A 12,304-nucleotide genomic window follows, 5' to 3' on the forward strand; every position below is an offset into this window, starting at 1 on the left:
CGCTTTACCGCCGTTGGCAAAGCAAATGCACACACTCAGTAAGGTAAAGCAAACCGCGTGCCAGCTTTGAAACGGTCCTGCGCGTGGCGCTTCAGGGTTTCCTCTGGCGAGTTTTTAACCGATTTTGCACATTGGTGACGCAGATCACGCACAAGCATTGTGCAGCTAACGCTTTCGAGTTACCTCTTCATCGTGGCGGCCACCGTGACGATCGCCTGAGCGATTTCCGGCAGCCGTTTGTTCTGATCCATCGCGCTTTTACGCAGCCGTTGCCAGGCGTGCTCTTCACTCAACCCATGCTGCTGCATCAGCCAGTTTTTAGCCTGGTCGAGCAGTTTGCGCTCTTCCAGCGTGGCGCGCAGAGTGGCCAGCTCATTGGCCTGATGCTGCAAACGCTGGGACTGCTCCGCGATCAACGACAGCAGCGAGCGACCGAGCTGGGGCGCCAGCCCGTCGCTGTTCAGCGCACCGGACTCGGCAGCCAGCCAGTCCGCCCCGGAGACATATAACGTAAAATTGCAGCCCGACTGTGCCACATGCAGGGGTTCAGCGGCCTGATGCTGTGCCAGTGCGATCGCCTCGCGGCAGCGCGACATCAGCGTGGCTGACAGCTGATCCTCCAGCAGTTTCATTTGATCGATACGCTGTGACAGCAGTGAAAACCAGTGCGGTGCGCCGCTGTCATCCCGCCGCCCGTCGGTACAGGCAATGCGCCGCAGTCGTTCAATCTCGCGACTGGCCTGCGCCAGCGGCTGCCAGTGGTGCAAAACCGCCTCATCGGCAAACTGCTGGAACGTCGAAAAACTTTGTTCCTGTGCTTCAATTAAGGCCACCATGGCGCTGCGCTGCTCTGCGCTGAACTGGCCGGCGGCAAAGCCGGCCGCTCCCAGAGCACGTTCCTGTCCCGCCAGCTCTTTGCCCTGCATAAAGCTGAACAGCGCAATGAGCGCGCGGGTAATGTCAGGATGGCTGGCGGTGTCGGCGGCTTCAAAGACCAGGTTCAGTAAGCTACGGATAATTGAGTTGAATGCCGCAACGGCCTGCGCGTGCGCAATCTGTTGTTGCGTAATCTGCTGGCGCAACGCCGGTAACCCGGCCAGGGCCTGCAGCGCGGCGGCGATCAGGTTACAGAACCGGCTGTATCCCGGCTGGGCTTCGGCTTTGGGCAAGGCCTGGCAAAAATCCCGTTGGCAGCGCGTCACATCCTGCTCACTGGCGAGCCGCTGCTCACCGTAAAGCCGGCCTTCAGAACAAATCCACAGAGTGCTCGCCCCCCGCTCACGCTGAAGCTGATGCACCAGTTCGCTGACGGTGGTAATGAGTTTACCGGTCTGGCGAAGGCGTTGCAGGCTGGCAATATCGCTTTGCCGTGAGGCCTGCACCCAGCTCAGTGCGTCATCCATTGCTCATCCCCTTTTCGTACAAAAAAGGAGTCAAGCAAAAGCCGTGCCGTTTCCGCCCCGTCTTTTCTTAGCCTGACGGCTTGTGCCGCACGTTCCGCCCTTTCCGTTTCTCACTGCGGTGTAAAGTGGTTAACGCGGCTTATTCTTTTACCCAGGCCGCCGGGCCGTGGCAGGGATGGGATCACCCGCTTTTTTGAGGCGAAATGTCGCGAGTAATGCGCCCGATACTGCCCCAGAGGCGCCATCCCTGAAGCCCCTGCACAAGGAACGGGCTAAACGGCCATTACCATGCTATATCATTGGGTGCAATGGTTTGAATTCTCAAAAGTCTTAGGTAGACTGAGCGCTGTAAAGAGTGACCATGAGCGGCCTTGTCTCTGAACAGATCACCTGCCCGGCTGTGCGCCTCCCGATGAGGAGGCGCGATACGTGTGATAAACATCGTGCAGGCAGAGACACTGACGTGAGGAAAAGGGTGAAAAATCATTTAGCGTTTTGCCCGTTAGCTGCACATTTTTTGTCCGGCAGCAAAACGCCCCCTCCTCGGTCAATGCCGATTCGCCGGTGACGTGCAGTGGAACGTGCGCGCCCTGTTCGGGACATGCCCACCGCCCTTGCCTGAGTCAGGCCGCGCGGGCAAAGGCTCAACACAGCCCCGGTCCACCCCGACGTTGCCGATACGGATATGCCCTTGCGGTGATGTCCGCGGGCAGGCTCCCGGCGAGGTTGAGCTGACCACCGGTGTGAACCATCGTCCTGACGGTGACACGCGAGGCAGCACGCATTTGCATGGCCAGATAACTTAACCCCTGTGCGTTGACGTGGGTGGCGACAGCAGACACTGCGGTCCTGTCACGACGGCAACCTGGATCATGAACTGATGAAATTTAACCCCTGCCGTCCTGCGCATGCTGCCGGACGCGCAACGCAACGCGGGAAGTACACACAGCCATGAGCGTGGAATCTTCACCGCGTGAGGTGACGACCTCTGGTCGCGAAAATTTGTTACTTAAAGCGGCCGCGCCTCTGCTGAATGCGGTGGTGCAAATTCGTCAGGCTGCTACCCACGATGACCCGGCAGGTTTACGTCAGTCTCTGATTGATGAAATCCGCCTGTTTGAACAACGCTGCAAGCAGGCAGGCCTGCCGTTTGAGATGATCATCGGTGCACGGTACTGTGTGTGCAGTGCCCTGGATGAAGCCGCCGCGCAAACGCCATGGGGCACGCGCGGCGTCTGGTCCGGCAACGGCATGCTGGTGACCTTCCATAATGAAAGCTGGGGCGGCGAAAAGTTCTTCCAGCTGCTTTCACGCATTTCACAAAGCCCTCAGCAGCACCTTTGGCTGCTGGAAATTATTCATTACTGCCTGCTGCTGGGTTATGAAGGGCGTTACCGGGGCAGTGAAAAAGGCCGGGCGCAGTGCGACAGCCTGCGGGCAAGGTTAAAAGCGCTGATCGACGAAACCCGTGCGCAGCAAACCACGGAGTCCACGCCGCTGGTGCAGGTACATCCGCTGGTTAATACGCTGGCCCGTCCGATGGTGCCACTCTGGGCCTGTGCCATGCTGGTGGCCCTGATCGGCTGCCTGATTTACAGCGGACTCAACTGGCGGCTCGGCAACGCGGCTGAGCCTCTGCTGCGCAGTCTGTATAATATGCCGTTGCCACAAATCATGATGAATCGTCGCCCTTCTTCGCCACAGGCGCTGCTCGACTTACGTCAGCGGTTAAATGACGTGATCGCCGCCGGCCAGCTCGAAGTCAGCGACGGTGCGTTTGGCAGCAAAGTGATTATCCCGGCAGACAAGCTGTTTGCCGAACAGGGCACGGTGATTAATCCGGTGGGCCGGGCGCTTCTGGCGCGCGTCTCCGCAGCGATGAAAGACGTCAAAGGCACCATTCTGGTGTCGGTGTTTACCGACGATCAGCCTGTTGACGGCAGTCGGTTTGCCTCAAACTATGAATTCTCTTTCGCCCGTGCCCGGGCGATTAGCCAGTTACTGCAGGTGCAACTGGCCGATTCACACGTGCTGCGGTCAGAAGGCCGCGGCGACAGCGATCCGCTGCTGCCCAACGACAGCAGCGAGAACCGTACCCGTAATCGCCGTGTTGAAATTACGCTGTTTGCCGCACCTGAAACACTGAGTACTCACCAAGGAACACCCTGATGCGCGCTTCTTTCCGCTTATTCTTAACGCATCGGCTGCTGTGGAGCTTTATTGGCGTCACGGCACTGAGTTGCCTGCTGTGGATGCTGGGACCGCTTATCGCGTGGAATGAAACCCGCCCGCTTGAACCCGCGCTACACCGCAAGATTGTGGTCAGTCTGCTTTATCTTCTCTGGATTGGTTTCCAGCTGATTCCTGCGCTGTACCGTGCCTGGTTCAACAGTCGCCTGCTTGACCGGTTGCAGGTCGCAGAGAGCGACGATCCGGCGGAACGGCAGGCCACTGAGGCGCTGCTCAGCCAGCGCTTTAGTGAGGCGGCCATGCGCCTCAAGCGCACCCATTTTGGCCGACGCCAGGGCAGCCTGTGGGCACGGATTAACGCCAATTATCTCTATCAGCTTCCCTGGTATCTGATGATTGGGGCGCCGGGTGCCGGTAAAACCACCGCTCTGCTCAATGCCGGCCTGAAATTTCCCCTGACCGATACGTTCGGCAACGAGGCCGTTCGCGGCGTCGGCGGTACCCGGCACTGCGACTGGTGGTTCACCGACAGCGCCGTGCTGATCGATACCGCCGGGCGCTATGCGTTACAGGAAAGTCAGCGGGCACGCGATGCCAGCGAGTGGCAGAGTTTTATCAATCTGCTGAAGCGCTATCGGGCGCGGCAGCCGATCAACGGCGTCATCCTGACCATCAGCGTCGCGGATTTACTCAGCGATTCGGCTGAGGCGCGTTACGAACAGGCGAATGCGCTGCGCGAACGGCTGAACGAACTGCATCAGCACACCGGTATTCATTTTCCCGTCTATGTCATGGTGACCAAAACCGACCTGCTGAAAGGCTTTATGAGTTATTTCGGCAGCATGGAGAAGGCCCGCCGCGATGCTATCTGGGGCTTCACGTTTCCCTGGGAAGCCGGTAAGCAACACAAGCAGGACTGGCATCTTCACTTCGAGGGGCAGTTTACCCAGTTAGAACAGCAACTGCAGCAGCAACTGGCCGGGCAAATGACCCATGAGCGCGACCTCAATGAGCGGGCAGAATGTTTTCTGTTTCCGCAGGAGTTTGCCTCGCTGCGTCCCCTGCTCAGCGAATACCTGGACAGCATTTTTTCCCCGCGTTCTGAGACCGTGGCCTGGAATCCTCGTGGGCTGTTCTTTACCAGCGGTACACAGGAAGGTTTGCCTTTTGACCGCGTGATGGGCGAGCTGAGCCGCAAACTGCAACTGCGTCAGGCGGGGGCACACTCGATTGCCGCCTGGGATCGGGTCAACCGCAACAGCCCTATTCCCGGCAATAAAGGCCAGAGCTTTTTTATTCGTGATTTGCTGAGCAATCTGGTGTTTAAAGAAAGTGGCCTGGCGGGCAGCAATCGTCGCTGGGAATACCGTAATCAGCTCCTGCACTGGATTGGCTACGGTATGCTGGCCGGGGCGCTGGTGATCATGAGCGGACTGTGGTTGATCAGCTACTATCAGAACCAGCATTATCTGCAGCAGGTTACCGCGCGCGTACCGGCAATTTCTGCACAAAGTCAGCAAGTGATACATCAGCCCGCTGATAATATTTTTGATCTGCTACCCTTTCTGAATAACCTGGTGAAGTTACCGGTGTCCGACCAGTTTTCTCTCGATAATCCGCCGCTTACTATGCGGGCAGGCTTATATCGTGGCAATCAGGTCAGCGATGCCGCCTGGGCGCTTTATCAAAATGCGCTTAAGTCTTTACTGCTGCCCCGGGTCGCTCAGCAGATCACCAACCTGCTGCGTAACGATCCCGGTGATGACAATGAATACAGTCGTAATGCGCTCCGCGCTTATCAGATGCTGTATCAGCCCAGAAACTACGATGGGGAATTTCTACGGGCCTGGCTCCTGCAAAATCTGCAGCGTTCGTTACCTGAAAAGGTCAGCGCGCGGGATTTGCAGCAGCTTGACTGGCACTTAAGCCAGCTACTCGATCAGCAAATTCAGTCTTCACCTTATGCGCGTGACAATGCGCTGATGATGCGCAAGCTGGCTGATAATTTGAACAATGCGGGGCGCGGCGGCGCGGTACTGGCGATTGCCCCCGCGAAGGCACAGCGCCCGACAACGCATAATCCATAATGGCGAGGTGAACATGTCTGTATCTCTGGCCCCTGGCTGGTTTGGCAAACTGCCCTCAACAGGGGACTTTATACATCATCGGCTCACTGAACAGGTCATCACGCCGTGGAATCACTGGTTTCAGCAGGGCCTCATTCACTGGCATCAGCAGGACGCGGCCGTGAGCGCCGATTTTCTGCGCGCGCCGGTGTGGAATTTTGTGTTACCGATCACGCCAACGCGTCAGCAGGTACAGATGGGCTGCCTGTTACCGTCATGCGATCGTGTGGGGCGCGCCTGGCCGCTGCTGGCCTTGCTGAGCTTTCCGCTCAGTCAGTGGCATCCGGCACAGTTAACGATCTCGGGGGACTGGTATCAGGATTTGGGGGCCACGCTGCTGAATGCCGTGACTCACGGTCTGAGCCCGGACCAGCTCGAGCAGCACATCCAGGCCCTGGCTCCGCTGATGGTCCCGGTGCAGCAGCCGTCAGATATTATGGATGTAATCGGTTTCGCGGACCTGCCCTGCACGCTGAGCTGGCAGGACGTCGCCGAACATTTCGACCCGCAGCAACACATAAGTTACTGGTGGAGCAACCGCAGTGACGGTTTCGTACATGCGACACACAAGCATAGCGGTACCCTCACGGCAGAACTGTTCTCATTACTGTTTAATCCGGCAGCAGGTGCACAGCCGGGACGCAACGGCCTCTATCCACCGATGTTCGAGTGAGACGTTGCCTTTGTCCTTCATAACGGGATAGCTCATGCAATTTACCATCGTTCAATGCACGTCTGATGTGCCGGTGAAAACCGTCACGTTTCATCCGCCGGGCGGCACGATCGGCCGCAGTCAGGATAACGATTTGGTGTTACCGGATGAAGCCCGTTCTATTTCTCGTCTGCAGGCGCTGGTGCACCTGTCCTGTAACGGAGAGTGCCGCCTGACTAATCAGGGCAGCGTGACACCGGTCGAACACAACGGTGTGCCGCTCAGCCGGGGGATGCAGGTGAGCCTGAAACACGGGGATGCTCTGCGCATCGGCGACTATGCCATCGACGTACGTGACCCTGCGGTACAGGGCATCAACAGCGATCCGTTGGCGTTTTTTAGCCATGCGGGCCCGCAGACGAATCCGCTGGATATCCCCGAATTTACTGAAGTCGAAGAGGTCGCTCAGGAACCTGTCGCCAGACGCCACGACCACCGGGGCGATGCCAGGCTGGCCATCGATCCCCAGGCCGGTGAGTCCCGATATGCGCCCTCGCCCGCCGCACACGATCACGACAACCTGGTCGCGGCGCTGCTTGACGGTATGGGACTAAGCAACGGCCACAATACGGTGATTAACGAAGAACAGATGCGGACCACTGGCCGCATGTTAAGTCTGTTTTCGCAGGGCACGGTGGCATTGCTGTCGTCGCGCTCTATCCTTAAACGGGGCGTCAAAGCGGAAATGACGATGATCCTGAACGAAGCAAATAACCCGTTCAAGATTCTGCCCTCGGGCAAAACCGTATTGATGCAGATGTACCAGAGCCAGATGCCGGGCTTTATGCAGCCTGAACAGGCGGTACGGGATGCGCTGGTGGATCTGCAGGCACATCAGTTGGGCATGATCGCCGGGATCCGCGCCATCATCGCCGCCATGTTGCAGTCGTTTAATCCGCAGGGGCTGGAGGAACAGGCGAAGTCAGACGGTGCCGTGTCAAAAGTCCCGTTTACGCCTTATCAAAAAGCCGCACTGTGGGACTATTTCACTCGCCGCTATCAGCGCACTGCGGGTGAAATCGAAGACGATTTCCATACGCTGTTTGGTGAAGCTTTCCTTCATGCTTACGACATGGAGGTGAATCAGTACAAAGATTCCCAGACGCGTACGGATGATGCATGAATATCGCGTTTGCCCAGCGAAGTCAGCAAGGTCAGCGTGATGAACATGCGGATCGCACCGGTGTGGTACTGGATGCCCATCAGGCCAGCTTCGTGGTATGCGACGGCGTAGCGGGACTGCCCGGTGGGGAACAGGCGGCACAACTGGTATGCGACAGCCTGCTGACTCAGTTGCGCACCTGTCCGCACCTTACCCTCGCCTTCACACAGCAGGCGATAGAAACGTGCCGCTCTGTGCTTGAAATCGCACAGGGTAATAATCCGAATTTTGCCACGATGTGCACCACGCTGGCGGGCCTGTTTATCGACCGCACCCGACAGCGCGCATGGTGGGTGCACGCGGGCGACAGCCGGGTTTACCACTTTCGGCATGGCGTGCTCAATGCGGTCACCCGCGACCACAGCCTTGTGCAAAAACTGAGCGAGGCAGGCTATGAAAATACCGGAATTAACAGTAATTTACTTTATAATGCGCTCGGCACAGAACCTGCCCATCCTGTGAGCTTTTCTGACGAAATACTGCTGGAAGACGGCGATGCGTTTTTAGTCTGTAGCGACGGGTTTTGGCTCAATCTGACCACCCGGGAAATGGAGCAGACCTTGCGCATGGTGAATGCCTGTGAAGAGTGGCTGACGTTGATGGAACATGCCGTGAGCCGTGAAGTAAAGAAAGATAATCTGAGTGCGCTGGCCGTGTGGATCGGCGAACCGCAGGAGGCCACGCTGCTTTATTCGCTGGCTGACTCAACCCGTTTTCTGCCCTCTCGTGATGGATGAAAGAAACGCTATGAAAGTGTGGTTGCCCGCTCTGGCTACCTTGTTGATGGCCTTTACTGCGCAGGCAGAAAATTATCGCGTGGTGTACTCACCCAGCCTCGAACTGGAAGTGTATATCGACAACGTTGAAGGCAAAACGCCCGACGACTGGTGCCAGGAGACACTGCCACTGCGTATTGTCTCGGGTAAGAGCCAGAATGCAGAGATCCTTAAATCGTTCCTGCCGCGCGTCGGGACACTGTTAGCGAATCAGTGCAATGAACTGGACGTTCTGCCCTGGCAAATGACCAACAGCCAGGGCAGCGTGCTGGCTTCCGGCAGCGCCAGTAAATTGCAGAACTGGCGTCTGATTGTGAACGCTGATGCCGCCACAAGCAGTAACGTTCCGGTTGTCGCGTCGCGGCCAGCAGACAGCACCCCGTTACAGCATTTTGCGTTACCTGATGGCTGCCGCTTTCGCACCGCATGGGACGAAAACGGATTGTCGATCTTTGTCCCGCAAGGCGGTCGGTTGCGCTGCTCGTCGGAAGGCTGGCTCGAAGGCAACAGTGATATTACCGTCAGTGGACACGGCCAACCGCAGACGCTTGCCGTCACGTTTTACCAGGGTTACCCGATCGCCAGTCTGGCCATTGCCGGTAACGCCCTGCAAATCGTTAGCGTCAATAAACAGCGCATGATTGTGACCCGTGCTGATGCGCCTGACAGCTGGCTGGTGCTGCCTTTCGACGATACGCAACATCTGTGGCGCTTTGAGGGCACCCTTCTGGTCAGAGCGGATAAAGCCACTGCGCAGCAGAATGCCAGCGCCCTGTCTGCACGGCTCGACACGCTGCGTAGCCGGTGGGCAGGCAGTTTACCGTCACAACAGAAAGTGAATGTGTTACTTGTGGACACCTTGCGCGCGGATCAGGTTGATCCCGGCGCAGGTGCCTGGCGTAACATCCATTAATTATCGCGTTGCCTGGCAAGCAGGCCCAGTTCAGAGAGTCCACTATGTCGGCTAATGACAATCAGAAAGCAGTACCGAATGCCTTGCCTGACGGATATCGCTTTAACGAGTTCGAAATCAAAGAAGTGATTGGCGGCGGCGGTTTCGGCATTGTCTATCGCGCATGGGACCATCAACTTGAACGCACCATTGCCATTAAAGAATACATGCCTGTTTCGCTGGCGGTCAGGACGGCGGATATGTCGCTGGAGCTGCGCGGTGAACGTTTTCAGAAGCTGTTTAATGCCGGTCTGAACAGCTTTATTCAGGAAGCCCGACTGCTGGCACGCTTCAATCATCCGGGCCTGTTGCATGTCCTGCGCTTCTGGGAACAAAACGGCACCGCCTATATGGGCACACTTTACTACAACGGCATGACGTTGAAAGAGTGGCAGTTAACCAGCCATGAGTCTATCACCGAAGACTGGATTCGCCGCTTACTGCCGCCCTTGCTGGGGGCTATCAATACCATTCATCAGGCTGGCTATCTGCACCGTGATATTTCGCTGGATAATATTCAGATTCAGGAAAATCAACTGCCGGTGCTGCTCGACTTTGGCTCCGCCCGCAAAGAGATAGGCAATCTCTCTGATGAAACCGAAATCATGCTGAAACCGGGTTTTGCCCCCATTGAGCAGTACAGCGAAGAAGGCGAAGGTGAACAAGGCCCGTGGACAGATATCTATGCGCTGGGCGCGGTACTGCACACGCTGATTACCGGCTCCCCGCCGCCGGTCAGCGTGGTGCGCTGCATTGAAGACAACTATCAACCGCTGGTGGTGCGTAAGCCTTCAGGCTATTCGCTGCCGCTGCTGCATGCCATTGACTGTGCGCTATTGATGAAACCGCACGATCGTCCGCAGAGCATCGACGTGTTTGCTGCCCTCATTGCCTTACCGGTCAGCGATGTGGAGGCGGTCGTTAACAGTCTGCAACAGCGCAATGACGCGCAAAACCAACTGGACGCAGCCGCGGCCGACACGGTCCCACCGGTGGTCCTGGCGATGAATCACGGGGCGACGATGGCGGAACCGCTGACCGGACGCACAGTGCGTCGTCTGTCACCGGGGCTTCTGGCGCTGGCCGCCGTTGCCGTTATTGCCGTCGGCGCGGTGGTGTGGGTTGAAAACTCGCAAACCGCTTCGGTGCCACAGGTGGCGAAACGCAGTGCTGCACCAGCGACCGGCACGGTGCCCGCGGGCCTGGCGATGGTTTACCTGAAACTGGCCGGTGATGAACAGGTGGTCCTGAACGGTCAGCCCGTGGCCTTGCACGCCAGCAGCAACGGTTTTGCCGTGCTGAACCTGGCGGCAGGCCAGTACCGCATTGATGTGCATGCCGGGAATACGACGCGCAGTCAGTCCGTGGTGATTGACAGACCGGGCACCTGGCTGATTAACCCAACCCAGTGACCGGATGCTGCTGGCCTGGCGGGCGCGGATTACGCCTGTCTTGGCCAGTGCTGCTGCAGTTCACGCACCTGATGCGCCAGGCGGATCAGATCGTCCTCCTGCATCCCGCGCTTAGTCAGTTCTTCTTCCAGCGAAAACAGGTACTGGGCGTTCGAGCCTAACGGTCCACTGGCCGCTGCGATCAGGGGCGCAACCGCCTGAGGACAGGTATCCGGTTCATAAAGCGGATGACGCGGATCCATAATAAAAACCAGCGCCGTCACGCGGCGTTGATCGTCCAGCACCAGCTCACACCAGGTCGGCAAATAGCAGCCGGTGATCATTTCACGCTTCCACAGTAATGCCAGTTCGTCGTGCAGCCGTGATTCCGGCAGGCGAAATGCCAGTCCCTGCGTGATGCCGCCCTCTTTCAGCGCCAGCATGCGCCCCGGATGGGAAGCCGTGCCGCGCCCGGCTGTGAGGCGTAAGCAAAAGGCACGGTGCCAGCCGTGCAGCGAGGCCGATGCCACTTCATCGGCTTCAAATACCGGGTTCCACATCAGAGAACCGTAGCCGAAGATCCATACCGGGCTGTGATCGGGCCGACATGCCAGGGTTGCCGCCAGCGACGCCGCGCGCTGTTCACAACTCCACAGTAATGTCTCCTCAATATCACCAAATGATGTTTTACAATCCGCTTTTAATAAAAATTCCCGGGTAAGCAATGCGACCTCCTCGACTTTCACCACGTCCTGTGTAAGACACTCCTCGGTTCTGTTGCGTGAACATTCACAAATTTACGCTGTATTCATTAAACTGACATTAATTATTAACAAAATCAGTTTCAAGTAAGAGTGGGAATATCCGCTAAAAAATAGCCTTTATTTAACTATTAAAAGCGGCAGCTATAACACCGCAAAAAGGTGTTTTACAGCGCTTAAAACGGTAAGGGCTGATGAGTTTCTTCACGGCATCCTGGCGTTCAGGATAACCCCTGCTCGCGCAACGTGAAGTAAACATGCGTAACGTGGGCGCGACAAGAAGCCTGAAACGTGGGCGATCAGAGGGAAGAAATGCGCGTGAGAACGGACATGATGCTGGCGGGACGGGACATATAAACGGGCCTGCTGTTCAGGCCCACAACGCAACACACTATTTTTTGGGATGCCATTTATCGTCATCCCCTTTTTCATAGTCATGTTTCACCGCTGACCAAGCCACTTTATGGGCCACTTCCTCGCGTGATTCATTGCCTCGTCGGTCATCGGGATCCTTATATTGTGACCAGGCATTGTTAAAGGCCTGCTGATAGATATCCTGGGCATGCGCTGGCAGGACGTGCTTAACGCTTTCTGGCAGGTCGCTTCGCTTAGCATAAGGCATCGTTTATCCTCCTCTAACATGATGGTTTATAAGTCTGGCGCAGATAAGCCAAAATGCAAACTGTGGTTTCTGCGCCTCTCCGCTTGTTATTTCTCTGTTCTGGCATAAACGATCACCTTATTGGGATGTATTTTGCAATAATGCGGAAGATTATCGCGAAAGAGGATTTACTTGATGACTGATTTATCTGACAAAAGCGGGAATAAATT

The 12,304-nt window shown here is 56.9% G+C and carries 11 protein-coding genes; 7 read left to right on the forward strand and 4 right to left on the reverse strand.

What is annotated here, in order from left to right:
* Positions 1-179: 179 nt before the first annotated feature.
* A complete protein-coding gene (locus C7433_RS03230) occupies positions 180-1,403 on the reverse strand; it encodes a nitrate regulatory protein (RefSeq protein WP_110267597.1) in 1,224 nt (407 codons plus the stop codon).
* Positions 1,404-2,047: 644 nt separating this feature from the next.
* Positions 2,048-2,245, reverse strand: coding sequence for a hypothetical protein (locus tag C7433_RS23520; protein WP_146212546.1), 198 nt, complete (start codon positions 2,243-2,245; stop codon positions 2,048-2,050).
* Positions 2,246-2,354: 109 nt separating this feature from the next.
* Between C7433_RS23520 and icmH the strand changes: the two genes are divergently transcribed.
* Genes icmH through C7433_RS03265 form a run of 7 tightly spaced genes read left to right on the forward strand, consistent with a single transcriptional unit; the run spans position 2,355 to position 10,733 of the window.
* Positions 2,355-3,572 carry a type IVB secretion system protein IcmH/DotU gene (icmH, locus tag C7433_RS03235; RefSeq protein WP_033741082.1) on the forward strand — a complete coding sequence of 406 codons (1,218 nt, stop codon included), beginning with the start codon at positions 2,355-2,357 and terminating at the stop codon, positions 3,570-3,572.
* Positions 3,572-5,680 (forward strand): type VI secretion system membrane subunit TssM, encoded by a 2,109-nt coding sequence (gene tssM, locus C7433_RS03240; protein ID WP_110267598.1) that lies wholly within the window; start codon positions 3,572-3,574, stop codon positions 5,678-5,680. The genes icmH and tssM overlap by 1 nt, the downstream gene beginning before the upstream one ends.
* Positions 5,681-5,693: 13 nt before the next feature.
* The gene (gene tagF, locus C7433_RS03245) at positions 5,694-6,392 is read left to right on the forward strand and encodes a type VI secretion system-associated protein TagF (RefSeq protein ID WP_110267599.1); all 699 of its coding nucleotides are present in this window, start codon (positions 5,694-5,696) and stop codon (positions 6,390-6,392) included.
* 34 nt (positions 6,393-6,426) lie between these two features.
* Complete coding sequence (tagH, locus tag C7433_RS03250) at positions 6,427-7,554, forward strand: type VI secretion system-associated FHA domain protein TagH (protein WP_039340694.1); 1,128 nt, start codon at positions 6,427-6,429, stop codon at positions 7,552-7,554.
* Positions 7,551-8,330, forward strand: coding sequence for a PP2C family serine/threonine-protein phosphatase (locus C7433_RS03255; RefSeq protein WP_110267600.1), 780 nt, complete (start codon positions 7,551-7,553; stop codon positions 8,328-8,330). The genes tagH and C7433_RS03255 overlap by 4 nt, the downstream gene beginning before the upstream one ends.
* A gap of 10 nt (positions 8,331-8,340) precedes the next feature.
* Complete coding sequence (locus C7433_RS03260) at positions 8,341-9,282, forward strand: hypothetical protein (protein WP_033741071.1); 942 nt, start codon at positions 8,341-8,343, stop codon at positions 9,280-9,282.
* 44 nt (positions 9,283-9,326) lie between these two features.
* Positions 9,327-10,733, forward strand: coding sequence for a serine/threonine-protein kinase (locus tag C7433_RS03265; RefSeq protein WP_006118911.1), 1,407 nt, complete (start codon positions 9,327-9,329; stop codon positions 10,731-10,733).
* Between the two features lie 29 nt (positions 10,734-10,762).
* Here C7433_RS03265 and C7433_RS03270 read toward each other — a convergent pair whose 3' ends face one another.
* Both C7433_RS03270 and chaB read right to left on the reverse strand, forming a co-directional pair.
* The gene (locus tag C7433_RS03270; protein ID WP_162835475.1) at positions 10,763-11,437 is read right to left on the reverse strand and encodes a gamma-glutamylcyclotransferase; all 675 of its coding nucleotides are present in this window, start codon (positions 11,435-11,437) and stop codon (positions 10,763-10,765) included.
* Positions 11,438-11,864: 427 nt separating this feature from the next.
* Positions 11,865-12,095 carry a putative cation transport regulator ChaB gene (gene chaB / locus C7433_RS03275; RefSeq protein ID WP_006118909.1) on the reverse strand — a complete coding sequence of 77 codons (231 nt, stop codon included), beginning with the start codon at positions 12,093-12,095 and terminating at the stop codon, positions 11,865-11,867.
* Between the last annotated feature and the right edge of the window lie 209 nt (positions 12,096-12,304).

Origin of the sequence: Pantoea sp. PNA 03-3 (genome assembly GCF_003201175.1) — a bacterium.
In the GTDB taxonomy this organism is placed as follows: Bacteria; Pseudomonadota; Gammaproteobacteria; order Enterobacterales; family Enterobacteriaceae; genus Pantoea; species Pantoea stewartii.

Coding starts and splice junctions, on each gene's coding strand:
- C7433_RS03230 (WP_110267597.1), bottom strand. CDS start 1,403: ATGGATGACGCACTGAGCTGGGTGCAGGCCTCACGGCAAAGCGATATT.
- icmH (WP_033741082.1), top strand. CDS start 2,355: ATGAGCGTGGAATCTTCACCGCGTGAGGTGACGACCTCTGGTCGCGAA.
- tssM (WP_110267598.1), top strand. CDS start 3,572: ATGCGCGCTTCTTTCCGCTTATTCTTAACGCATCGGCTGCTGTGGAGC.
- tagF (WP_110267599.1), top strand. CDS start 5,694: ATGTCTGTATCTCTGGCCCCTGGCTGGTTTGGCAAACTGCCCTCAACA.
- tagH (WP_039340694.1), top strand. CDS start 6,427: ATGCAATTTACCATCGTTCAATGCACGTCTGATGTGCCGGTGAAAACC.
- C7433_RS03255 (WP_110267600.1), top strand. CDS start 7,551: ATGAATATCGCGTTTGCCCAGCGAAGTCAGCAAGGTCAGCGTGATGAA.
- C7433_RS03260 (WP_033741071.1), top strand. CDS start 8,341: ATGAAAGTGTGGTTGCCCGCTCTGGCTACCTTGTTGATGGCCTTTACT.
- C7433_RS03265 (WP_006118911.1), top strand. CDS start 9,327: ATGTCGGCTAATGACAATCAGAAAGCAGTACCGAATGCCTTGCCTGAC.
- chaB (WP_006118909.1), bottom strand. CDS start 12,095: ATGCCTTATGCTAAGCGAAGCGACCTGCCAGAAAGCGTTAAGCACGTC.